The following is a 23934-nucleotide window of genomic DNA, read 5'->3' as shown; positions in this document are numbered from 1 at the left end:
CAAAAATATAAAAAATGAAAATCAAAATAACAGCAGCAATATTAGTAAGCATGCTTTTTACGATATCATCATGTACCGATCTGGATGAACAATTATATGATAGAGTAGAAGATGGAAATTTTGGAAATACTCCAAAAGAAATTGATGCATTAGTGGGCGGGGCGTATTCTTCGTTAAGAGGTTTTGCAGATGGAATTTCAAACAATTATCCAACCTGCGAATACGTATTCTTTTTGAACGAAACGGTTTCTGATGAAGCTACAATTCCTACCAGAGGAACAAACTGGTACGATGGCGGACAATATCAGGATGCGCAAAAACATACCTGGAAAGCAGACAACCGTATGATTCTTTCGGCTTGGCGTTATAACTATACCGGAATTGCAAAAATCAACTCCATCATTTATCAAATCGATAAATCGTCATTGACAGCTAATGCAAAAGCACCAATTTATGCAGAATTAAAAGCGTTAAGAGCGTATTACTATTACAATCTTTTAGACTTATTCGGAAATGTGCCAATCGTTGTAGATTTTGCAGATACAGCACTTCCAACAAATTCTACAAGAAAACAAGTTTACGATTTTGTTGAAAAAGAATTAACAGACGCAATTCCGCATTTAACTGGAAATGTAGTGTATTCTAAAATGACAAAAAATGTGGCTTATGCTCTTTTAGCAAGATTATATTTGAACTCAAAAGCTTTTATAGGAACAGAGCGCTGGCAGGATTGTATCGACATGTGCCAGAAAATTTCAGGTTACACATTAGCTCCTGATTTCTTTGCCAATTTTGCAACTCAAAACGAGAAATCTCCTGAAATTATTTTCGCAATTCCTTACGATTCAAAAGCAGGAACAGTTGGAAATTACATGAGTTCAATGTCTTGTCATTACCTTCATAAATTGACAATTTCTCCAGTTGGAGATTATCCTTGGAGCGCAAACGGAATGTGCGCGCAGCCGGGAGTTTATTCTGAATTTGCCGATACAGACAAAAGAAAAAAATGTATGGTTGCGGGAGATCAGATCAATTTAGCAACCGGAACTGTAATTACAATGGATAATGGAGAACCATTAACCTATACAGAAACAGTTACAAGTGTTGCCGATGCAAAAGAAAATGAAGGTGTTCGTTTAGGAAAATACGAAATGAAAGCCGGAGAAACCTGGGAACGTGATCACGATTTAGTAGTAATTCGTTATGCCGAAATTTTAATGATGCAGGCAGAATGTTACGTTCGTTTAGGATCTGCAGATTTAGCAAAACCATTTGTACAACAAGTTACAGCACGTGCCGGAGAAGAAATGCCGGCAACAATCGATCTTAATTTTATAGATAAAGAATTGCTTAAGGAATTTACTTTTGAAGGAAGAAGAAGAACAGACAACATCCGTTTTGGAACTTTCTTCCTGCCATGGTGGGAAAAAGGAACAACAGAAGCTTACAAAGCAATTTTCCCTATTCCAAGCACCGTTTTAACAACTAATAAAAACCTGAAACAAAATCCTGGGTATCCTTTGAATTAGGTTCAAAAATGTCAGTCTTCCATGTTGGTTAGTCGTGGAAGGCTGACATGTTTATAAGAATAATTTTTGCCACAGATTAAAAGGATTAAAAAGATTTAAAAAAAAATGTTTCACGCAGATTATGCAGATTAAAGCAGATCTGATTTTAATGTATAATAAATCTGCACAATCTGCTTAAATCTATTTAAATCTATTTAAATCTGCGTGAAATAATTTAATCACAGATAGTGAGCAAATAAAATGCAAAAAAAAATCATTTTAATCCTTTTAATCTGTGGCAAAAAATAAAAATTAAATCAATATGAAAAGATATATCACATTATTGTTTTTTGGGATACTGAACATTGTAATCGTTTCCGGATGCAGCAGCGATGACAAAAGCCCCAATGAACCAGTAAAACCAGAAGTGCTTAAACCCGTTGCAGTTGAAAAAACAAACAGCACCAAAATTTATGTGCACTATATGCCCTGGTTTGAAACCAATGAAAGCAGTGCCGATAAAAAATGGGGATACCACTGGACAATGGCAAACAAAAATCCGAATACTATAGGCGCAAACAACCGCAGGGAAATTGCCTCTTACTATTATCCTCTAATTGGTCCATATCATTCGGGAGATAAAAATGTGATTGAAAATCATTTATTATTGATGAAATATTCAGGAATTGATGGTGTTTTGATCGACTGGTACGGAACTTACGATGTCAACGATTACAGAATGGTAAAAGAAAACACAGAACAGCTTATTGCCATGCTGGATAAAGTGGGCTTGGAATATGCTATAGTTTATGAAGACAGAGTTACAACAAACGTTGTCAATGCCGGAAAAGCAATTTCTGTAACCAGTGCAGCAAAAACAGATTTAGCTTATATGGAGAAAAATTATTTTGATGATGCAAATTATATCAAAGTAAACGGAAAACCATTGTTATTAAATTTTGGGCCAATTGTATTGCAAACGCCTGCCGAATGGACAAACGTTTTCAATAGCATTACGACAAAACCAACTTTTTTAACCCTTTGGGACCAATCTGTAGAAGCCGGAGCAAATGCATCTGGAGAATATGCGTGGGTTTATAAAAACAGTACATATCTAACAAATTTTTATACCAATACAAAACCAAAACTTTCTGTAGCAATTGGAAGTGCTTATCCTGGTTTTAAAGATTTTTATGCCGAAGGCGGAGGCGGAGATGCAATTGGATGGACAATTGAGCACAACAATGGTGCAACGCTAGACGAAACACTTTCTATGGCTAAAAATGCCAATTTAAATTACCTGCAGTTAATTACCTGGAACGACTTTGGAGAAGGAACCATGTTTGAACCAACAGTTGAATTTGGTTACTTGTACATCGAAAAAGTAAAAGCATTTGCGGGAGTTAAAAACACCGAATCTGTATTTCCGGATATAAGCAAAATGTACAACCTGCGAGTAGAAAAGAAAGGCAATGCCGATGCTCAGAATAAACTGGATCAGGCTTTTAATTATTTTGTTTCCATGCAGCCCGCAAAAGCAAAACAGTTAATAAACGAAATAAAATAAGAGTTGTAATTAATACAATTAAATAATGAAAAACATAAGATATAGATACTGTATAATTGCTTTAGCGTCAATATTAATTTGCGCCTGCAGTGCTGGTACTAAAAAAACATACAAAATTAATTCGCCGGGGAAAGTAACCGAATTAGTTTTTGAATTAACTGTTTCAGGTCAGCCTCAATACAGTTTTACTTCAAACGGAAAATCGGTTATAGAACCTTCGTTAATGGGATTTGAATTTCAGGGAATTCAAAAAATGACTGAAGGTTTTGAAGTGGTTTCGACTGAAGAAAAATCTGCCGATCAAACATGGGAACAGCCTTGGGGAGAATTCAAAAAAGTTCGTGATCACCACAACGAATTGATTGTTCACTTAAAAGAATCAAAAGGAGAAGAGCGTTTAGTTGATATTATTTTCAGGGTTTTTGATGATGGAGTAGGATTTAGATATGAATTTCCAAAACAGCCTCATTTAGGAAAAGTGAAAATTTCAAACGAAATTACACAGTTTACCTTTAAATCAAATAATGATGTTTGGTGGATTCCGGTGCACCGCGAAAACAGTTATTACGAAAGTGAATACCGTAAAACGCCAATCAGCAAAACAGATACCATAAATACTCCGGCAACTTTTGAAACAAAAGAGAATTTATACGTTGCGATTCACGAAGCCAACTTAACTGATTTTGCTTCGATGACACTTTTAAAAACAAGTGATAAACAATACAAAAGTGATTTAGTGCCTTGGGCTGATGGTGTAAAAGTATATGCTGAAACACCTTTTAAAACACCTTGGAGAACGGTTGTTGTTGGTAAAACTCCAGGAGAAGTTGCAACTTCGACTATTATGCTGAATTTGAACGAACCTTCGAAAATTGAAGATCTTTCGTGGATTACGCCTTCTAAATACATTGGTATTTGGTGGGGAATGCATTTGGAGAAATTCACTTGGGGACAAGGCCCAAAACACGGTGCTACAACAAAAAATACAAAAGAATATATTGATTTTGCTGCGAAAAACAATTTTGACGGCGTTCTGGTAGAAGGCTGGAACGAGGGCTGGGACGGCGACTGGACTGCCGATGGGAAAGCGTTTAGTTTTGTAAAAGCCTATCCGGATTTTAATTTGGAAGAAATTACAAAATATGCTGCCATAAAAAATGTTCGATTAATAGGGCATCATGAAACAGCTGGTGCTTCTAAACATTATGAAGGCCAGCTTGAAGATGCCTTTAAATTGTATCAAAAAATGGGTGTAAACTCAGTTAAAACGGGTTATGTAAACAAATATTTGGATAAAAAAGAATGGCATGACAGCCAGTATGCGTCTCGTCATTACAGAAAAGTAATCGAAACAGCAGCCAAATATCACATCATGATCGACAATCACGAACCGATAAAAGGAACCGGGATTCAGCGTACGTATCCAAACTTTATGTCACAAGAGGGCGGAAGAGGTCAGGAATATAACGCTTGGTCTGTAGACGGCGGAAATACGCCTCAGCATTTAACAACATTGCCGTTTACAAGAATGCTTTCTGGTCCGTTTGATTACACACCGGGGAATTTCAATTTTGATTATAAAACTCCTTCCGGAGCGAGAGTTCAGACTACTTTGGCAAATCAATTGGCTTTGTATGTTATCATTTTCAGTCCGCTGCAAATGGCTTCAGATTTACCGGAGAATTATGTTGATAAACCAGAATTTCAGTTTATAAAAGATGTTCCGTGTACATGGTCAGATACAAAAGTTTTAGATTCTAAAATTGGAGAATACACCACAATCGTTCGTAAAGACTGGGACGAGAAAAACTGGTATTTAGGTTCTATTACAAACAAAGATGCCAGAGATCTTAAAGTTACATTATCTTTCTTAGACAAAGGAAAAGAATACGAAGCCGAAATTTATGCCGATGGAGCAGGAGCAAACTATAAAACAAATCCTTATCCTGTAACAATTTCAAAACAAAAGGTAAATAACCAAACCGTTTTAAATATCAAATTGGCAGCTGGCGGAGGAACAGCTATAAAATTCACTCCAATCGAGAAATAAGAAAGTTTAGATTATTTTGAGTTAAGTTTGAGTGGATGAACCCGATATCTTGCAAAAGATGTCGGGTTTGTTTTTTTGATTAAACCATATAAGTTATATAAGTTCATTTAAATGTATTGCGGTTTTTTTTAACGCATAATTTTTTTAACGCAAAGAACGCTAAGTTTTTTTGATATAGATAGCATTTACAATGCTCAAAGTTTGCAAAGCTTTGTGTTGATTGGATTGTTTGTTTTAACGCATAATTTTTTTAACGCAAAGAGCGCTAAGTTTTTTTTATATAGATTGCATTTAGAATGCGCAAAGTTCGCAAAGCTTTGTGTTGATAAAGCTTTGCGAACTTTGGGTTTTATAAAAACCTACCTTATTAAAAAAACTTAGCGTGCTTTGCGTAAAATCTTAGCGCTCTTTGCGTTAAAAAATTACCCGCATAGACTAAAACCTGAAAGTTTAAACCTGAAACAAAAACTCAATGTTTATAAAACTTTACATGATTTCCAAAACTATACGTTGCAGCCAAAGTTGGCCCATTATAACCCCATTTAAAGAAACCATCAATTCTTGGTTTAGTTACATCGAGCCTGAAATTTAAACCCGTATAACCTGCCGTAAGACTGAAATTTTTATAAACGTTATATAAAACCGATAAATTATAACTGATAATTCGGCCGTCGATATCATTTATTTTAAGAGCAAAATAATTTATATTCGCATATAAACCCACTTTTTTTCCAAGTACAAATTCACCCCAGATTCCAACATCAGGTAAAGGAGCTGTGAAATCAACATTATCTCTGTATGATGCCTCTATCGTATTTCCTACAAGTCCTATTCCAACATCAGCTAGCATTACGTGCGCACCAATCAATAAACCAAGTTCGTATTTTGGTTTAGATATTATGGCATATCCATAAGCAAATCGAATCATTTGATTGTCTAAAAAAGCAGAAACTCTTGCGTCAACCGGATAAGTATGGTCCTGAAATTCAATTTCTTTTTGAAGTGTTTTTTCCGAATTTCTTTTTAAATAAAAGTACTCCAGATTAAACCGGGATCTTCGGGAAGCGCGCCATTCAAAAGCGCCAAAAAAGGAAACCGTATTTGTTTCAAAACCTAAATCTTTTTCAAAATCAATATCAGTTCCAATTCTGCCACCCGTTCCGTTAACTTCAACTTCAGTATTGTTTACGGGAAAAAATACACCAGCGGTTGCTTTAAATCGCCTTCCATGCCACGGAAGATCATCTGCAGCATAATTCTGAAATTCATCTGAACTATTTTTTACAGTAGTTAAAGTATTTTCGTCTGTTATTTCGGCGGTTGTCTGTGCATTTGCCGAAAAAAAGGAGAGAGGAATTATCAAAAAATAAACTAATTTTTTCATGGTATTGAGGTTTTAGGTTTATTAATGAGATTACAATCATTAAAGTTAACAAAAAAAATCATGTAAATTATTTTTATTGAATTTTATTGTTTTGATTTTCAGGTATGTATAAAAATAGTTATCAGATAATACTTATTTATAAAGGAGGTTTAAACACCTTGTACAGACCAAAAATTAAGATTGAGTCTTGTCATTGCCATTGCGATTGCTTATATTTGAGTATAACCCTTGAGATATGAACAAAGCTTTAAAGCAATACCTCGTTAAGTCTTTTATAATTTTAGCAGTAATTCATTTAGCCTATTTTTTATATGGCTATTTTACTTTTGAAGGAATTAAGAAAATTGATATTTATTCAGAGTTTTACCGATTTAAGTTTTATGATAATGTATCGATTTCCCACTTTTTTATAAGCGGTTTATTTTTGCTTTTCTTTCTTATTTTTTTATTGAAGAATCATGCAAGACAACATTATTCTTTTGGAAAAATCCTGAAGATTGGTTTTTTCTTATTACTGATTTCGTTTGTGAGTTTAACCTTTTTTATCAGTTTTAGCTTTGGGCAAAATGTAAAGCTGAAAGGAGAATTATCAGAGAAAAGTTATAACAAAGACAAAGAATTACTGAATGTTTTAAACCCGTTTTTATATAATTCAAGCTCCTATTATTCAGAGAAACTATTTAATTACGAGAATATCTTATATCCAAAACCTTATCCCGTAATTAAAGAAGAAAAACAAGAATTAATTTATCATGATCAATTTGGTACAGTAACGACTTATTACAGTATTGACACGCTAAAAGTTTTAACCGAAACCTATAATAAAGTTTCTAAAAAAGCAGATTCAATTTTCGATTTTGTCGGATTGGATGTAAATATTGTAAAAGACAGGATAATCAAACAAACAGTTATTGGAGACAGCACACAAATCGTATTTAAAGGAACTGAAGTCAGTCCGGAATATGATAAAGATATTTGCATTTTCCTTGAAAATAAATCGCTTTATAAGCCTGTTAACGGTGAACCAATTGAAAAGCAGCAATATGAAGCTGCTGTAAAACGATATAATTTGTTGTATAAATTCAAGCAAGATTCGTTGACAAAGCAGTTTCAAAAACTCGATACTTTATTTAAAAAATATAATATCGAGACACATATTGTTCCTCAAAAATTAACGTCTCAAGTTTTTTATTACACCAAAAATCAGGAAAGACGTTTAGAAGGAATAGAAAATTACTTCGACAGAAAAGCCCTGAATGAAAAATTCCAGACTTTAGAACGTTATTTCTACCAGCCAAATTATTTGCACCCAAATATTATGTCTATATTTTTTATTGTAGTTGCGATAGTTTGGTTAGGTCTGTTTTTGTTTTATATTCCTTTTAATTATATGAAAGGTAAGAAGTTATGAGTTATGAATTATAAGTTATAAGGCTTTTAAAATAATTTAATTCATTGACGGTCCTGCAAGGTTTTCAAAACCTTGTAGGTTTCTATATCAGATCAATTTGTTTGGAGTATTTATACCTACAAGGTTTTGAAAACCTTGCAGGAAACGAAAAATTACGTAATAGAGAGAATCTAAAATCTGCAATCTAAACTCTAAAATCCCCTTTAAACTCTGTTATAATCTGCGCGCCAGTGCACGATAGCTTTTTTTATGGCGTCACCTGTTAGGTTATTTTTTAATGCATCCTCAAGTAACGGAAGAAATTCGTCATCTGGAGCAAATCGTAACGCAAATATTTGATCATCGGTTAATTTGTGTTCAAATTCTTCCAGTCTTTTACCCGTTAATGTAAAGTAGCGATAACGAAGTTCTAAGCGTACAATTCGGTTTTGTAAAATAAGCGCATAATGCTGGCGAAGCATATAAGCAAGGAAAAATAAAAACACAAAAACAACGCTTATAAAAGACCAAATAAGAGTATCATTTGTAGTAGAAGCAAAGTAAATACTAAATACAAGAAATACCGTTAAAATAGGATAATACACAAAATGGTGCGGAGTGTAAAACCGAATATGATTGTAGTAAGTTTGAATTTTCATAATTGGAATTTTATGTTAAATGTAAAAAAAAAGAAAGCTACCCTAATAATTTAGAATAGCTTTTTTCTCAAAAATAAACTAACATAACCAATGTTCTCTTTATAATCTAAACTTGTAAAAAGTTTGTCTTAATAATATCTATAATTTTAAAAAGCCTCTTCTTCATCAATCCTTTTAAACCGGGGCTTTGATTTCTTAATTGTAAAATTATAGCACGTTGAGAAATTTCGTGTTATATTTTAAAGTTCAAAAGTTATATTATTTCAATATTTGAGGTTTTTTTATATGATTTCTTCAATAACTTTCCATTCCTCTAGTTTTGACTGAAATGATTTGCCAGCGTTTGCCGGACTTGTGGACGGAAGCGTAATTAAAGTGTATTCTTTTTTTAAGTGCACATATTTTTTAAAGAACGCTGCCGCTTTTTGTCCGTTAAATAATATCGTATTTATTTTGGGATGTTGTTTCAGGAATGTCTCAAAATCATTGGCAATTTCATTTTTTATAGCACTGTCTAAACTTCCTACGCGGTCGCAATATTGCAAAACATCCCAAAGCGCAATTTTGTTTTTCAGCAAAAGCGCTTTTTTAGTTTCATAATCATTTGAGAAATCTTCTTTAAAAATAGTAAACAAAAACTTCCAGAAATTATTCTGATTGTGTCCGTAATACTGATTGAGTTCTAACGATTTTGTTCCGGGCATTGTACCTAAAATCAGAATTTTAGAATCATTTGAACTTATAGGAGAGAAGGAGTAGCTTTTCATTGATTGAATTAAGAAATATTTTATTTGAGTTAAACTTATATAGATAAGTAATTATAAAACAATTGTAGAAAATTATATAACATTTTTGGTTTGTGATTGAGCGAACTTTGAACATCTGCTTTTTTAAACGAATATGTTGGTTTAAGAATCATTTAAAATTACAGAATTTAAATCGAAACAAAATGAAAATAGTTACTATACATACAGAGAAAATTCAAAACATATTTGAAGAGTTGAATAAAAACTTCGGCGGAAAAGTAACTTTTGACGTTGATGAATATACACTTGAAGTAAATAATAATTTTGCAAAAGGCTCTATTAGCGGTGCTTCTTTTAATGACAATATTTCTTATGTTCAGTTTGATATGACTTTTTCAGTTGATTTAAAACTGAATATTAATAACGGAATTTCATCACCATTATATTTTGCTTATTGTTCTAAGGGAAATCTTTCGCATAGTTTTGGGGTTCATGGTGAAGAACATAAACTAAAAACTTTTCAGACTGCGATTGTAACTTCAAAATTAAACCAGGATAATGTTTTGCTTTTTGAAAAAGATAAAAAAACAAAATTCACTTTAATAATTGTGGGAACACAATCAACTCAGGCAAATTCTTTAAACCAAATGGTTAGGGAAACATTTTTTGAAGAAAACCTTAATGGAGAATTCTTTTATGCCGGTTCATACAATTTAAAAATTGGTGAAAAAATCGAACAGTTAAACGCCGTAACACAAACCGGAGTAGTTAGAAATTTATTGAAAGAAGGTATTTTAAGAATCATTCTGGCAATGGAAATCCAACAGCACACAGACGACTTAAATTCATTTTCTAAAGAAGCAAACTGCTTAACTTTAAGAGAAATGGAAGAAATAAAAGAACTTTCAGAAACTATAAAGGCAAATCCGGAAGAACCTTTTACCATTAAATCATTGAGTAAAAAATCAGGTTTATCGCCAAATAAGCTTCAGGAAGGTTTTAAAATGATTCACAACAGAACCGTAAACGATTATATCACGCACATGCGAGTTCTAAAAGCCGAAATCCTAATAAGAACATCAGACTTAAATATTTCTGAAATTGTGTACTGCATTGGTTTTACAAGCAGAAGTTATTTCTCTAAAATCTTCAAACAAAAATTTAACTGCAGTCCAAAAGAGTATAAGTTTAATTTGAATCCGTTGGCAGTAACCGCCTAATAAAGTTGCTGAGGTTCTAAGATACTAAGTTGCTAAGTTTTTTCTTAGCAACTCACAAACTTAGCCACTTCGCATCTTAAAAAAATTAATGTCGTTAGCTATTAAGCAAGATATATATATACAAAACGCTAAGATTCTGAGTCGCTGAGGTTTTAAGTTTAACTTAAAGGCTCCAAACTTAGAATCTTAGTTTTTTTTGAGATGTTGAGTTTCTAAGTTTCTAAGATTTTTAGTTCCGAAGTTTTCCATGTATTACTCAGCGTTCAGTTACTATAAGTTCTCAAATACTAAGAAAAAAAACTTAGAATCTAAGCATCTCAGAATCTTAGCAACTAAAAAAATCTTTTGTCAAAAAGATTTTTTTTATACATTTGCATAACTGGTTATATAATTAATTATAATATGGAATTTTTCAACAAAGTAGGTAAAGCGGCTTTAGGAAGTCGTTTACGATTAATGACTGCGGTTATAACAGATGATGCTTCTAAAATTTATGAGTTATACGGTGCAGATTTTGTTCCGAAGTGGTTTCCTGTGTTTTATACGCTGGCAGAAGAAAGAGAATTAACGATTACGGAAATTGCAAATGAAATTGGACATTCGCAGCCTTCCGTAAGCAAGATTATTCACGAAATGACAGCTGCGGGATTGGTTCAGGAAAGTTTGAAAACAGATGATAAACGAAAAAACAATGTCGTTTTGACTGCGAAAGGACTTTTGCTAGCGAAAAATATCCAGCAGCAATTAAAAGATATTGATGTTGCGATAGACGGTTTAATTGCCGAATCTAAACATAATCTTTGGGCGGCGCTTGAGGAATGGGAATTTCTATTGGAACAAAAATCAATGTTTAAAAGAGTAAGCGATCAGAAAAAAATCCGCGAAAGCAAAAATGTCAAAATCGTAGAATACAAACCAGAATATCAGGAAGCCTTTAGAGCCTTAAATGTAGAATGGATTTCAACGTATTTTGAAATGGAAGATGCCGATTATAAAGCGCTGGATAATCCCGAAGAATATATCTTAAACAAAGGCGGAAAAATTCTTGTGGCTTTGTATGAAAACGAACCCGTAGGAGTCTGCGCCCTTATCAAGATGAACAATCCGGAATATGATTTTGAAATGGCAAAAATGGCCGTTTCACCAAAAGCACAAGGTAAAAATATCGGTTGGCTATTAGGACAGGCAATTGTTGCAAAAGCAAAAGAATTAGGAGCAAAAAAGATTTATCTGGAAAGCAACACGATCTTAAAACCCGCCATAAACTTATATTATAAATTAGGTTTCGAGAAAGTATTTGGACTGGAAACACCTTATAAAAGATGTAATATTCAGATGGAGCTTAAAGTTTAAGAAAGTTGCTAAGTTTCTAAGATGCTGAGATTCTAAGTTTTTAGATGCTAAGAAAAAAACTCAGCAGCTTAGAACCTTAGCATCTTAGAAACTTTTTCAGCGTCCAAACCTATAAAAATCTAAATCCGGATTTTTTTTGTTTTTTATAGAATCAACAATAGAATTCATTCCAATTACGCTGAAAGTGATTCCGTTGCCTCCGAAACCTAAAACGTAATGGATGTTTTTTTTCGGGTCTGGTTTTCCAAAATAGGGAAGGCCATCTTTAGTTTCGCCAAAAGTTCCCGCCCAGGAATAATCTAATTTGAATTGTACATTCGGGAATCGTCTTTTAAACTGACGCATTAAAGAAGCTTCTTTTTTGGGAATCAGTTTATCACGTTTTCTGGCATCTCTGAATTCTTCATCACCGCCGCCCATAATAATTCGGTTGTCTGCGGTGGCGCGATAATAATAATACGGAGAAGAAGTATCCCAAATAACCGCATTTTTTAAAATTGTAGGTAATTCAGGAACGATTTCAGAAGCCAGCGCATACGTGCTTTTTAAATCAACGATTTTTTCTTCAATAGTTTCAGTGCTTTCATAACCGCTGCAATACACAACATGATCTGCAGTTATCGTACATTTATTTTCGGTGTGTGCAATGCATTTCCCTTTTGTAGTCTGGACAGAAGTAATATTCGTTCTGTCATAAATCTGCATTCCGTTTTGATGGCAGTAAGACAATAAATCGTTTGCCAGTTTAAACGGATCCATAACTGCGGCAGTTTTAGATTCGATTGCTGCAATGGCGTTTAAACCCATTTTTTCGAGCTCATATTTATTGAGCCAGGTTACATCAAAATCGCGCTGTTTTCTGGCTTTAAACTCGTTCTTTAAAAACGGTATATCTTTTTTATAGGATGTAAAATAAATACTTTTTTTGAACTCAAACCCGCAGTCGCTTTCTACGGTATCAATTATATTTCGCAAATCAAAAATAGCTTTCTTACCATTTCTGTAACTGTCTACGGCACATTTTTCGCCTCGCAGTTTAATCAGTTCGTGTAACGGAACATCAATTTCATATTGAAGCAAAGCGGTACTGGCGGCCGTGCTTCCATTTGCTACGTCGCGGCGGTCAACTAATACTATTTTTTTTCCTGCGGTAATTAATTTATAAGCCATTAAAGCCCCTGTTATTCCTCCGCCAACAATCAAAATCTCAGTTTTAATATCAGAATCAATGGAAGGATAACTGGTATTCATGGCGCTTATAAGAGGCCAAAAGGTTTCTGTAGAGCGTAATTTCATTTCTTAGTCGTATTTCGTGAAGCACGATGTTTAGTTCTGTTTTTATCTTTGTACTCATGCTGAGAATGCGCTTCGGTCAGCGAATGAGAAGTTCGAATGCTTTCGTCTTTCTTTGCAAGTTCAGCCAGGTGGCGATAAAACTTCTGGACAATAATCATTTCTTCTTCTGTCATATTTTCAATATCAACCAGACTATTGCTTGAATGTTCATTTGAAGCCACGAGTTCATTTAGTTTTAACTGAATTGCCAGTGAATCTTTGTTTTGTGCTTTTTGAATTAAAAAAACCATCAAAAAGGTTATGATTGTTGTTCCGGTATTAATAACCAGCTGCCATGTTTCAGAATAATCGAAAATAGGTCCCGAAACTGCCCATGCTAATACAATAACAAAAGCACTTATAAAAGCTGTTGTGCTTCCGGCAGCTTTAGATGTTTTTGATGCAAATTTTTCAAATGTGCTTCCGCTATTTTGTTTTTTCTTTTTCATTGCCTTAATAAATTAGGTTTTCTTTTTGCTGACTTTTTCTTTTTTAATCACTTTATTGTTCTTCTCATCATAAACAGCATCGTAAATTTTCTGACCTGTTTTACTGAAAATTTTAATTTTAGGATCTTCATGAGTTCCGGTTATTACGATTGGAAAACCAATTATTCCGCCCGGCGGAAGCCCTAAACGCATTCGTAAATCCAGCAATCCGTCAAAACTGGTAGTTCCTTTAATGGTAGGTCTAAAACTCGCCACACTAAAAGTAAAAGGCTCAATATGAATTAAATTATTATCAATGTTTGATTTGATTTCGATTCCTTCCATTTTGGGATCGCCTAAACCATCTTGTCCTGTTTTAGAACTTACACCTTCAAATAATTTTAAACCTTTAATTTTTACATCACGCAGATTAATAGTTCCGCCGCCTTCAAGTGATTCGTAAATAGGTCCCATATTTCCGTTTAAATCGCCTTTAATTTTATAATCAACAGAAATAATTCCCTGCGCTTTTTCTGCCGCCGTAACCATATCATGAAACATCGGGATTTCTTTGTATGCACGCTGAACGCTGAAATCTTTGGCATTAAAATGTGCATCAAAATGAGCTGTTGTTGGCGTCTCATCTTTGTATCCGGCATTAATGCCAACAATACAATCGATAATATTAAAAGTGGTATTTTCTAAATATAAAGCGCCTTTTGAAATCCCTACTTTTCCGGTAAGCTTATTTAAGTTCAATCCGTTATATTCTACTTTATCAGCATTTGCGGTAAGCGAAACATTTAAGTTTTTAGGAACCAAAACTACACCGCTCATTTTTGGGTGGTCTTCTTTAGCATATTCTACTTCGAGTTTTCGGTCTTTATTTTCACCTTTTTCCAGTGCCATAAATTCATCAACATTGATCAGTTTTGATTTTAGGTTGAAGTCTCCGCTTAAAGTTCCGTGCGATTCCAGAAAATAATTAATCGTATTTAAAAGATATCCGTTAATATCAAAATCAGATTTTCCATAAGAAGCGTAGAATTTTTCAAACCACATTTTTTCATTCTGAAAACGGAAATTTCCTTGTTTGATAAAAAAGGATTTCGGAAATAATTCTGATGTTGCTTTTATGTTCTTCAACAGGATTGTTCCGCGATTATCCAGTTTACTATATTGTCCTGTTGTCGCGTAACTTTGTTTTCCTTTAAGAGATAAATCAGCTTTTGCGTAACCTGTTACATCAAGGCCTTTTTGAGAAAATACCTGATAGATTCGGCCAACATTCAATTCGCCTTTAATTTTTGCATTATAAGCCAAATCACTAAAATCAGATAAAGTGGCGTTTACGTACATTGGATTTCCTTCAAAAACAAATGATGCAGGCGCAACGGCAACGATCAAATCTTGGAAAGTTCCGGCTTTGTTCAAGACATTGGCAATAAAAGTAATATCAGTAATTGGGTTAGGATAGGAGTCTGTTTTCAGCCAGCCGTTTCTAAGCGAAATACCACCAATTGTTTTAGGAAATAATTTTTTTGAAGTACTAAAAAACCCTCTCGCCTGAATATTGGTTTTTAAAAGCCCTTTTAATTCCACAGTATTTAAACCTATTGCAGCATCGACAACAGCAAGATCAAGCGCACCTTTTACACTTGCGTTGATATTCATTTCGCTTAAACCTTTGCTGTTTAAATAAGCGTTGAAATAATCTTTTTCACCTACTTTAAATCGTAAAGTTCTAAGATTTACCAATAATTGTTCTGTATCAAGAGAAGGCAGAATGGCATTCAAATCCATTTGAAAATCAGTTAACGGAACTGGCGCATTTTGGTAATTAATCGCTCCGTCTTTCACTTTTAGATTGAAAGCTAAATTGGGTTTCTGTTTTTTCGAAACGTTATAATCTCCTTTAAAAGAAAGCACTAAATTACTTTTTCCTGAAATTTCAGTTTCTTCCAGCCAGGTTAAATATTCTGGCGGCATTACAGAAAGTAAATCTTTTACAGTTGTATTTTCTGAAGCGGCTTTAATATTTATTTTATAACCGTCTCTTAAAATGGTAAATAAACCGGTAAAGGTTAATGGCAGTTTATTAATCTGCAATTCATTTTTTTGAAGAATAAATGAAAGTGCGTGTGTGTTGATTCTGGTAATTAAATCTGCGCGTACGGCTTTTTTTCTAAGATAAGCTGTTCGGTTATAATAGAAATCTAAGCTGTCAATTTTAGCATCGGTATTTAAATCAAAAATATCTTCGCTTAGATTTCCTTTTCCGATATAATTAAAACCTTTTGCGTCAACCAGAATTTTAGCAGAACGGTCGTTGTATTTAACATGACAGTTTTCTAAATCAATTCGTTCCAGCTTTATTGCCGTTCCTTCTTCGGGAGCATTTGGATCTTTTTTTTCGTCTTTTCTGTCTTCTGGCGCGACATAAATATTGTAATTGGCTTGTCCTTTTTCGTTGACCATTACATTTATCAAAGCATTCGAAACGTATAATTTGTTGATTTTAACTTCACTGTCAAAAATCAGTCTTTTCAAATTTATCCCAAACGCAACCTGATCTGCTTTAAGTAAAGTATCACTGCTAAAAGGTTTAGAACCTGTCATCGATATATCATCAAGTGAAACAGTAAGCGATGGAAAATGGGTAAAAAACGAAAGCTTAGATTTCGAAAACTCGAGTTTTGTGTCTAAACGTTCGTTGGCAATTTTTTTAACTTCTGAGGCTACTTTTCCGGGAAATAGTAATGGAACCAAAAAAAGTAACAGCAGGATTCCTGCTATTACTATTCCCGTCCATTTGAGTATTTTAAGGCTTATATTTTTAAACGAAGTTTTCATGGCGTAGAGTTTTACTATTTCTTTTCAGCCTCTTTCTTGGCTTCTTCAGCTTTTTGCTTGTCTTGCTTTTCTTTCTCTTCTTTGGCTTTTTCCTGTTTTTCTTTTTCTTCCTTGGCTTTGGCTTCTTTTTCTTTAGCCGCTTTTTCCTGCTGTTCTTCTTTTTTCTCTTTTATTTCTTCTTTCTGTTTTTCTTTTTCCTTTTCTTTTTTCTTAAAGTAACCTCTAAAAAGGAAATTGCTTTTTGCGGCTTCCATATTTTCGCTGAAACCTTTTGTTCCGGTTTCTAAATTTGAAAGTGTATTCGAAACGCTGTTTGCCATTTTATCATCGCGGACTAATCGTGCCAATGCTCCGTTTCCGTTATTCATGCTATGACTGAAAATCGCAAGTTCATCAGATATTACGCCTACATTATCAACGCTCTTTTTAACGCTTTTCATAAGGTCAGCCATTTCTATTCCGTTTACAGAAGCAATTGCTCCGCCATTTTCAACTATTTTCTGGGATTTTACTCCCGGAGAAATCGTTAATACTTTATCGCCCATTAATCCGTCAGAACCAATGCTGGCGCGCGCATCTGTTTTTATAAATTCGCGGACTTCATCTTTTATGACCATCGATACTACAACCGATGAGTCATTTATTAATCTTATTTCTTCAACGGTTCCTATATTAATTCCTGAAAAACGGACATTGTTTCCAACTTCTAAACCGCTTACCGTTTTAAATTTTGAGGTTAGGTTAAATGTTGAGCCAAACAGATTTTTTTGTTTTCCGATGAAATAAATGGCCATTATAAAAAGCAGCAGCCCAACTGTTACAAACATTCCTAATTTCCAAGTATATCCAGATTGCTTCTCCATGATTTCTAGTTATTTATTTTTGCTGTTTATTGAAAAAATGAGCGTACCCATTCGTCTTCGTCTTTTTCTAATTCTTCGTACGTTCCTTCGGCGTGAATTACGCCGTCTTTAAGCACCATAATTCTATCGGCAGTTAATTTGGCGCAGGCCATATCGTGCGTAATAATGATTGATGATGTTTTTTGTTTGTTTTTGATATCCAGAATTAATTCGCTGATTTCTCTTGATGTAATGGTATCTAAACCCGTTGTAGGTTCATCATACAAAATGATTTCCGGTTTTAAAATCAGGGTTCTTGCTAAACCAATTCTTTTTCTCATCCCGCCTGATAATTCTGCAGGCATTTTTTCGATTGCATCTCCTAAACCCACACTTTCAAGTGCTTCCAGAACTTCTTTTTCTACTTCTTCTTCGGTTAAATCTCTTTTGTGTGCACGAAGCGTAAAAGCAAGATTTTCTCTAACCGACATAGAATCGTATAAGGCGCCGCTTTGAAATAAGAATCCAATTTTGACTCTCATCTTGTTTAATTCATCTTTAGAAAGAGCAAGTAAATCTTCGTCAAAAACTTTTATTTCGCCTTTGTCAGGTACAATTAAGCCCACAATACATTTTATGGTTACCGATTTCCCTGAACCGGAACGTCCTAAAATCACTAAATCTTCTCCTTTATTTACGGTAAGACTTACGCCTTTTAAAACCGTATTATCTTTGCCAAAAGTTTTATGTAAATCCTTAATCACAATGATTGGGGTCTTTTTTTTATCTTTTGATTTTGGTTCGATATTTTTTTCTTCTTTAATCATTTCAAATAAATTAAATCGGTTAATTGTACTGCCACCATATCAATAATAAATATGCTTAAAGAAGCTGTAACTACGGCTGAGTTTGCAGCACGTCCCACACTTTCTGTTCCGTTTGCGGCATTAAATCCTTTATAGCATCCAATCATTCCGATGAAATAGCCAAAGAAGAAAGTTTTTACCGTCGCCGGAATTAGATCTGAGAATTCTAAAGACTGAATAATCTGCGTTAAATAGCGATAGAAATTAACGTCGCCGTGAATGTTTATTCCGGCGTAACCGCCAACAATTCCAACGGCATCAGCAAAAATTACTAATAACGGAACCATTAACGTACAGGCTAAAATTCTCGTTACGACCAAATAATTATAAGGATTAATAGCCGAAACTTCCATAGCGTCTATTTGCTCCGTTACTTTCATAGAACCTAATTCGGCTCCAATTCCCGACGAAATTTTTCCGGCGCAAATTAAGGCCGTAATAACGGGTGCAATTTCTCTAATTAAGGAGAGTGCCACCATTCCGGGAAGCCAGCTTTCGGCACCAAATTTCACTAAAGTTGGTCTGGATTGAAGCGTGAGCACTAATCCCATAATAAAACCTGTAATTGCCACCAAAGGCAATGACTTATAACCGATGATGTAACATTGTTTCAAAAACTCTTTAGCCTCATAAGGAGGAACAAAAACCTCCTTAAAAAACCTCTTGGCAAACAATGTTGCATCTCCAATTTGTGCGAATGTATTTTTTAGGCTGAGAATCAAAATGTTTAGTTTTTATAGTTAGGTGTAATTTGAAAATCAATTATTTAACAGTTTATGGTACTTTTTAAATTATATATGAAAGTTACTTCTATACTTGTTAAAATACTTTACACAACTTTTTTTGAGGCTTATATAATTTTCATAAAATCACAATATTTTTATGAATGCTGCGTTACACGCATCCTATAGAAAACAAAAGGGCTGTCTCAATTTTAAGACAACCCTTTTATGTATCCGGTTATTCATTCCATAGGAATATTTCATAGGTAGAAAAAAAATGCAGATCAGCGACATTTACGTTCCGTAGGAAGGTTTGATTTTGAAATCGTTTTTTAATAATCTGGCTTATCAAACGTTCCTACGGAACGTAAACAATAATAACAATATAATTTTTCTACCGACGAGATGTTCCTATGGAACATGAAAATATATAGAATAAATGTGACTGTCTCAATAATCGAGACAGCTCTTTTTGTATATCCAGTTATCATTCCATAGGAATGTTTCGTAGGTAGAAAAAAAATGCAAATCAGCGACATTTACGTTCCTACGGAACATAAATTATAATAACAATATAATTTTTCTACCGATGATATATTCCTATGGAACATGAAAATATATAAAACGAAAAAGGGCTGCTTCAAAAAATTGAGCAACCCTTTTTTAAATGAAATATTTGTAATTGTTTATTCTTTGAATTTTTTAAAGATGGAACTGGCAACGTGACCGCCAAAACCAAAAGTATTGCTCATCGTATAATTCACTTCTCTGGATTGTGCTTTACCAAGTGTCAAATTAAATTTATCTGCAAATTCCGGTTCTACGTTTTGTGTGTTTATCGTTGGCGGAACAATATTTTCCTGAACCGCTTTTATACACGCAATCGCTTCAATTGCTCCGGCACCGCCAAGTAAATGTCCGGTCATTGATTTTGTAGCACTAATATTCGCATTCGGGTTTATTCCAAATACTTTTTCAACAGCTTTAAGTTCGCTTAAATCTCCGGTTGGAGTAGAAGTTGCGTGGGCATTAATGTAATCAATTTGATCTGGAGAAATTCCGGCTTCTTCAAGCGCAAGCTCCATTCCTAAAACAGCTCCTTCACCTTCAGGATGTGTTCCTGTTAAGTGGTAAGCGTCTGCGGCTAAACCGCCGCCTACAATTTCGGCCAGAATTACAGCATTTCTTTTTATGGCGTGTTCGTAACTTTCTAATATCACAACGCCGGCTCCTTCGCCCAAAACAAAACCATCTCTTGTGGCATCAAAAGGTCTTGAAGCTTTGCTGTAATCATCATTTAAGGTAGACAATGCTTTTGAAGCATTAAAACCGCCAATGGAAGATTCTGTAACCGAAGCTTCAGAACCTCCAGTGATCATCATATCGGCTTTTCCCCAGCGTATATAATTGAAAGCATCTATAATTGCAGTATTACTGGCAGAGCAGGCTGCAGCCGTTGTATAGTTAATGCCGCGAAGTCCGTATTTAATCGAAATAACGCCTGAAGCTATATTCACAATTCTTTTCGGAATAAAAAACGGACTAAATCTTGGTGTGCCATTTCCTAATTTATATTCTCCAATTTGTTCTTCAAAAGTTGAAATACCACCATCGCCGCAGCCCCATATCACTCCAATTCGGTTTTTATTTAAAGAATCAAAATCGATATTGGCATTTTTTACGGCTTCGTCTGCGGCGTACAATGCGTATTGCGTAAAAAGATCGTATTTTCTGATTTCATTTTTTTCAAAAATAGCCGAAGCATCAAAGTTTTTAACTTCGCACGCAAATTTAGTTTTGAATTGTGTGGTGTCAAATCTTGTTATAGGAGCAGCACCGCTGACTCCGTTAATTAATGAATTCCAAAATTCCTGAACATTATTTCCAATAGGAGTTACTGCTCCTAATCCTGTTACTACAACTCTTTTCATTATTTTTTAGGTCTTAATTCTGTTAATATTGTTTCTCTAACCAAGTCAAAATCACTATCGTTAGTAAGTCTCGAAAGCTGTACAATCGCAACCATATTGGTTATAATCATTATAGCTTTTGTTCTTGGCGCCATTTCAAAATCAAATATTTTGAGTTCTTTTCCTTCGATTAAAACTTCCGTCAGCCAGGTAATTACGATTTGGGAAAATCCTTGTAGTTCTTTTTTTATGGATTCGTCGAGCGTATTTAAATCTGTTGCTAATGAACCTACAATGCAGACTTTATTTTCTTTTTTTATTTGTGCCTGTACTTCTAAAAAAGCTTCCAGTTTTATTAGAGGAGATTCATTGGCTACTCTTTTCTTTAAAGCCTCTGTTCTGGCAATATGTTCTTTTATGGTCGCTACGCCAAGATCAGATTTAGTAGGGAAGTGGTAATGAATAGAAGCGGTTTTAATGCCAATATCATTTGAAATATCTTTAAAACTAAAAGCGTTGTAGCCTTTGTTTCGAATAAACTGATCTGCTTTTTCTATAATATTTTCCCGTGTTGTCATGACTGTAATTTTTTGACAAAGATACTACCTATTAGTAGATAGGCAAATTTATTTAGTTTATTTTTAAGATTAATTATTACTGTAAACAAAAAATCCCTTTCATTAAGAAAGGGATTTTCCGGGTTTAATAGAATTTTGGTCAGTCTATTACGTTATAAAATTACAACATTTAAATTCCAAATCCCAACTTTGGAATTTGGAATTTTTTAATTGGAATTTTTCTATAATTTTTTTAAGAGTTGATCGCTACTCCTGTTCTCAATTTATTTAAAGGAATAACTTTTGATTCGTCATGAGCAAATTTTTCCATTATTAATCTTGCGGTTAAGTAACATACGGTTGATTCTGCTCCTTGATTTAAGTTTACATTGTTTTTTTCAAGACCGTCGTAACCACCGCCGCTTACGGGATTATACATAATTTGATTTAAATGATTTTTTCCTAAAAACCAGTTAAATGCAATTTTCATTTTCTTTCTGTATTCCGGAGTTTCAAATGTGTTATAAAAAGCATTTAATGTTTGAATTGTATAGGTAACATCAATTGGCTGTTCTCCATATTCTTGTGGTTCTGAACCTTTGTGATACCAGCTTTGATTTGAGATTGCTTTAAAATTCCCGTCAACAAATGTTTTCGACAATAAGAAATCTAATGAATCTAAGGCTACTTTTTTGTAAACTGGTTTGTTTGTAATTAAATATGCGTACAACATAGATTCTGGCAGAATTCCGTTTCCGTACGTTAAATAATTTTCAAACCACTGCCAGTCTTCAGTAGCTGTATCTTCGTAATTTGCCAGCAGTTTTGCATTTAGTTTATTGATAATGGCTGCCACATATAAATTTGGAACGGCATTATGATACAAATACAATCCTTTTGTTGCAAAACCAATAGAACGAGGCGATTGAATATTTTCTGCCCATTTTAAGGAATTAAGGAAACATTTTGCTGCTTTTTTAGAAATGTTTTCAGGAAGGATATCTGAATTTGAAACCACAGTTCCTAAAGCCCAGATTGCTCTTGCATTTGAATCTTCTAAATTAACTTCGGCATTTTGCTCAATATGTTCACGGTTTTCCTGATCGACATAATTGATGAAATTTCCTTTTGGTTTTTGACATCTTTCGATAAAATCCAAATAAATTAAAATATACGGAAGATCGTCTTTGTCCCTGGTTAATTTATAGTGCGCACAAAATGCGATTAAAGCGCGGGCATTATCATCTAAAGTATAACCGGAATCCAGATCCGGAACTGAAATTTTACTAAATTGAATAATTCCAAGATCTGTAGTTAATCTTTTAATATGTCTTAACTGAATATCAGGATAACTGTATTTGACATCTGATGGATTTTCGATTAACTTTTTATAAGTATTCATAAGTGTTAATGCGGCATTTTCCCAAGATGAAGCTCTCATTTTAGTAAATGCATTGATTCCCATTTCACGTCTTAAATTTTCATCAGAAATCAGTTTTAATGTTTCTTCTGCAAATTGATCCACATTTCCAATATCAACGAGAACACCACAGTCAGAAGTTAAAACTTCTTTTGTATGTGCAATTTTTGATGCGACCATAGGGCAGGCACAACTCATTGCATAAGCAAAAGTGCCGCTTACAGCTTGGTTTGGATCTTTTGAAGTAAACAAATAAATATCCGTTGCTTTTAAATATTCTAAAAGTTCCTCTGTATCTAAATATTGATTAATGAAACGAACATTGTTGTGTAAATTTAATTCGTCAACAAGTGCTTCCAGTTTATCTCTATAAGTATCAACTCCATCTTTAATTAAATTAGGGTGTGTTTTGCCAATGATTAAATACAATACATTTGGTTCTTTTTCGACGATTTTTGCTAAAGCCTGTAAACCTGTTTCGATATTTTTTCCTTCGCCCAAAAGTCCAAAAGTTGAAAGTACAATTTTGTTTTGAATATCAAATTTTGCTTTTGCTTGTGCCGGCTCTTCATAAATTACAATATGGGTTCCATGTGCCACTGTTGTAATGATATCTTCGTCAATATCGTAGTCTTGTATTAAAATTTCTTTTGACTGGTTTGTCATTACAAAAACAGAATTGCTGTAGCTCAAAAGTAATTTTACAAAAGTTTTCAATTCGTTATTCGGGTTTGGAATAACGGTGTGAAAAGTATAGGTTATAGGTTTTTTTACTGCATTTAAAAAATCTAGTAAATGATCACCATAATTACCGCCAAACAAACCGAATTCATGCTGAATGTGAACTAGTTTCACATTTTTATCTTTATTAATTTCTTCGGCAACTTTTGTGTACTCTGCTCTTTCTTTTGTGTTTAATGTAAAGGCCTGTGTCGAATTTGTCTTTGGATTGTCTACTAATTCACAAATTTCACAAGTTATTGATTTACCAAAAATGTCGGTAATTCCTTTAATTGTATCCTGAGTATATGTTGCTATTCCACATTGTGTTGGAGGAAATGTTGAAAGAAAAACAATTTTCGATTTATTTGATATCTTCTTCATGGGGATTCTGTTTTAGTTCT

General features: G+C 33.9%; 18 protein-coding genes. 6 read left to right on the top strand and 12 right to left on the bottom strand.

From position 1 onward, the window contains the following. Window positions 1-14 precede the first annotated feature (14 nt). The 3 genes from ACODSB_RS02995 to ACODSB_RS02985 all read left to right on the top strand — a co-directional run bounded on the left by ACODSB_RS02995 (window position 15) and on the right by ACODSB_RS02985 (window position 5125). Entirely contained in the window at window positions 15-1529 is a 1515-nt protein-coding gene (locus ACODSB_RS02995; RefSeq protein ID WP_180856766.1) for a RagB/SusD family nutrient uptake outer membrane protein, read from the top strand. Window positions 1530-1830: 301 nt separating this feature from the next. After that, window positions 1831-3075, top strand: a complete 1245-nt coding sequence (locus tag ACODSB_RS02990; protein ID WP_488935948.1) for a glycoside hydrolase family 99 protein — start codon at window positions 1831-1833, stop codon at window positions 3073-3075. Between the two features lie 25 nt (window positions 3076-3100). After that, window positions 3101-5125, top strand: a complete 2025-nt coding sequence (locus ACODSB_RS02985) for a glycoside hydrolase family 97 protein (RefSeq protein ID WP_488935947.1) — start codon at window positions 3101-3103, stop codon at window positions 5123-5125. Window positions 5126-5594: 469 nt separating this feature from the next. Here the strand turns inward: ACODSB_RS02985 and ACODSB_RS02980 are convergent, their stop codons facing one another. Continuing rightward, on the bottom strand, window positions 5595-6509 hold the full coding sequence (locus ACODSB_RS02980) for a hypothetical protein (RefSeq protein ID WP_180856763.1): 915 nt from the start codon (window positions 6507-6509) through the stop codon (window positions 5595-5597). A 235-nt stretch (window positions 6510-6744) separates the two neighbouring features. Here ACODSB_RS02980 and ACODSB_RS02975 point away from each other — a divergent pair, with 235 nt between their 5' ends. Further along, window positions 6745-7920 (top strand): hypothetical protein, encoded by a 1176-nt coding sequence (locus tag ACODSB_RS02975; RefSeq protein ID WP_488935946.1) that lies wholly within the window; start codon window positions 6745-6747, stop codon window positions 7918-7920. A gap of 203 nt (window positions 7921-8123) precedes the next feature. Here the strand turns inward: ACODSB_RS02975 and ACODSB_RS02970 are convergent, their stop codons facing one another. Together ACODSB_RS02970 and ACODSB_RS02965 are read right to left on the bottom strand one after the other, a co-directional pair. Further along, the gene (locus tag ACODSB_RS02970; protein ID WP_488935945.1) at window positions 8124-8558 is read right to left on the bottom strand and encodes a DUF6526 family protein; all 435 of its coding nucleotides are present in this window, start codon (window positions 8556-8558) and stop codon (window positions 8124-8126) included. Window positions 8559-8839: 281 nt separating this feature from the next. Continuing rightward, window positions 8840-9325 (bottom strand): DNA-deoxyinosine glycosylase, encoded by a 486-nt coding sequence (locus ACODSB_RS02965; protein WP_488935944.1) that lies wholly within the window; start codon window positions 9323-9325, stop codon window positions 8840-8842. Between the two features lie 182 nt (window positions 9326-9507). On the opposite strand from ACODSB_RS02965, the gene ACODSB_RS02960 reads away from it, so the two are divergent. Both ACODSB_RS02960 and ACODSB_RS02955 read left to right on the top strand, forming a co-directional pair. Further along, window positions 9508-10524: a helix-turn-helix domain-containing protein gene (locus ACODSB_RS02960; RefSeq protein WP_488935943.1), complete on the top strand. Its 1017-nt coding sequence runs from the start codon at window positions 9508-9510 to the stop codon at window positions 10522-10524. A gap of 402 nt (window positions 10525-10926) precedes the next feature. Further along, entirely contained in the window at window positions 10927-11877 is a 951-nt protein-coding gene (locus tag ACODSB_RS02955; protein WP_488935942.1) for a bifunctional helix-turn-helix transcriptional regulator/GNAT family N-acetyltransferase, read from the top strand. Window positions 11878-11973: 96 nt separating this feature from the next. On the opposite strand, the gene ACODSB_RS02950 is transcribed toward ACODSB_RS02955, so the two are convergent. The 9 genes from ACODSB_RS02950 to ACODSB_RS02910 all read right to left on the bottom strand — a co-directional run bounded on the left by ACODSB_RS02950 (window position 11974) and on the right by ACODSB_RS02910 (window position 23914). Then, a complete protein-coding gene (locus ACODSB_RS02950; protein ID WP_488935941.1) occupies window positions 11974-13173 on the bottom strand; it encodes an NAD(P)/FAD-dependent oxidoreductase in 1200 nt (399 codons plus the stop codon). After that, window positions 13170-13661 carry a low affinity iron permease family protein gene (locus ACODSB_RS02945; RefSeq protein WP_488935940.1) on the bottom strand — a complete coding sequence of 164 codons (492 nt, stop codon included), beginning with the start codon at window positions 13659-13661 and terminating at the stop codon, window positions 13170-13172. Before ACODSB_RS02945 ends, ACODSB_RS02950 begins: the two co-directional genes overlap by 4 nt. Window positions 13662-13673: 12 nt before the next feature. Continuing rightward, window positions 13674-16493: an AsmA family protein gene (locus ACODSB_RS02940; RefSeq protein WP_488935939.1), complete on the bottom strand. Its 2820-nt coding sequence runs from the start codon at window positions 16491-16493 to the stop codon at window positions 13674-13676. A gap of 14 nt (window positions 16494-16507) precedes the next feature. Next, window positions 16508-17356, bottom strand: a complete 849-nt coding sequence (locus ACODSB_RS02935) for an MlaD family protein (protein ID WP_053474440.1) — start codon at window positions 17354-17356, stop codon at window positions 16508-16510. Window positions 17357-17382: 26 nt separating this feature from the next. Next, the gene (locus ACODSB_RS02930; RefSeq protein ID WP_488935938.1) at window positions 17383-18162 is read right to left on the bottom strand and encodes an ABC transporter ATP-binding protein; all 780 of its coding nucleotides are present in this window, start codon (window positions 18160-18162) and stop codon (window positions 17383-17385) included. Then, window positions 18159-18923: an MlaE family ABC transporter permease gene (locus tag ACODSB_RS02925; protein ID WP_053474442.1), complete on the bottom strand. Its 765-nt coding sequence runs from the start codon at window positions 18921-18923 to the stop codon at window positions 18159-18161. Before ACODSB_RS02925 ends, ACODSB_RS02930 begins: the two co-directional genes overlap by 4 nt. A gap of 686 nt (window positions 18924-19609) precedes the next feature. Beyond that, window positions 19610-20854: a beta-ketoacyl-ACP synthase II gene (gene fabF, locus ACODSB_RS02920; protein ID WP_488935937.1), complete on the bottom strand. Its 1245-nt coding sequence runs from the start codon at window positions 20852-20854 to the stop codon at window positions 19610-19612. Beyond that, the gene (locus ACODSB_RS02915) at window positions 20854-21411 is read right to left on the bottom strand and encodes a TetR/AcrR family transcriptional regulator (RefSeq protein WP_488935936.1); all 558 of its coding nucleotides are present in this window, start codon (window positions 21409-21411) and stop codon (window positions 20854-20856) included. Before ACODSB_RS02915 ends, fabF begins: the two co-directional genes overlap by 1 nt. A 232-nt stretch (window positions 21412-21643) precedes the next feature. Further along, on the bottom strand, window positions 21644-23914 hold the full coding sequence (locus ACODSB_RS02910) for a glycosyltransferase (RefSeq protein ID WP_488935935.1): 2271 nt from the start codon (window positions 23912-23914) through the stop codon (window positions 21644-21646). Window positions 23915-23934: the final 20 nt, after the last annotated feature.

The organism is Flavobacterium sp. FG68 (genome assembly GCF_057808895.1).
The sequence above is the reverse complement of the archived record's forward strand: the minus strand, read 5'-3'. Positions and strand labels throughout refer to the sequence as shown.

Coding starts and splice junctions, on each gene's coding strand:
- ACODSB_RS02965 (WP_488935944.1), bottom strand. CDS start 9,325: ATGAAAAGCTACTCCTTCTCTCCTATAAGTTCAAATGATTCTAAAATT.
- ACODSB_RS02950 (WP_488935941.1), bottom strand. CDS start 13,173: ATGAAATTACGCTCTACAGAAACCTTTTGGCCTCTTATAAGCGCCATG.
- ACODSB_RS02935 (WP_053474440.1), bottom strand. CDS start 17,356: ATGGAGAAGCAATCTGGATATACTTGGAAATTAGGAATGTTTGTAACA.
- ACODSB_RS02910 (WP_488935935.1), bottom strand. CDS start 23,914: ATGAAGAAGATATCAAATAAATCGAAAATTGTTTTTCTTTCAACATTT.
- ACODSB_RS02995 (WP_180856766.1), top strand. CDS start 15: ATGAAAATCAAAATAACAGCAGCAATATTAGTAAGCATGCTTTTTACG.
- ACODSB_RS02915 (WP_488935936.1), bottom strand. CDS start 21,411: ATGACAACACGGGAAAATATTATAGAAAAAGCAGATCAGTTTATTCGA.
- ACODSB_RS02930 (WP_488935938.1), bottom strand. CDS start 18,162: ATGATTAAAGAAGAAAAAAATATCGAACCAAAATCAAAAGATAAAAAA.
- ACODSB_RS02960 (WP_488935943.1), top strand. CDS start 9,508: ATGAAAATAGTTACTATACATACAGAGAAAATTCAAAACATATTTGAA.
- ACODSB_RS02970 (WP_488935945.1), bottom strand. CDS start 8,558: ATGAAAATTCAAACTTACTACAATCATATTCGGTTTTACACTCCGCAC.
- fabF (WP_488935937.1), bottom strand. CDS start 20,854: ATGAAAAGAGTTGTAGTAACAGGATTAGGAGCAGTAACTCCTATTGGA.
- ACODSB_RS02975 (WP_488935946.1), top strand. CDS start 6,745: ATGAACAAAGCTTTAAAGCAATACCTCGTTAAGTCTTTTATAATTTTA.
- ACODSB_RS02985 (WP_488935947.1), top strand. CDS start 3,101: ATGAAAAACATAAGATATAGATACTGTATAATTGCTTTAGCGTCAATA.
- ACODSB_RS02940 (WP_488935939.1), bottom strand. CDS start 16,493: ATGAAAACTTCGTTTAAAAATATAAGCCTTAAAATACTCAAATGGACG.
- ACODSB_RS02980 (WP_180856763.1), bottom strand. CDS start 6,509: ATGAAAAAATTAGTTTATTTTTTGATAATTCCTCTCTCCTTTTTTTCG.
- ACODSB_RS02990 (WP_488935948.1), top strand. CDS start 1,831: ATGAAAAGATATATCACATTATTGTTTTTTGGGATACTGAACATTGTA.
- ACODSB_RS02945 (WP_488935940.1), bottom strand. CDS start 13,661: ATGAAAAAGAAAAAACAAAATAGCGGAAGCACATTTGAAAAATTTGCA.
- ACODSB_RS02955 (WP_488935942.1), top strand. CDS start 10,927: ATGGAATTTTTCAACAAAGTAGGTAAAGCGGCTTTAGGAAGTCGTTTA.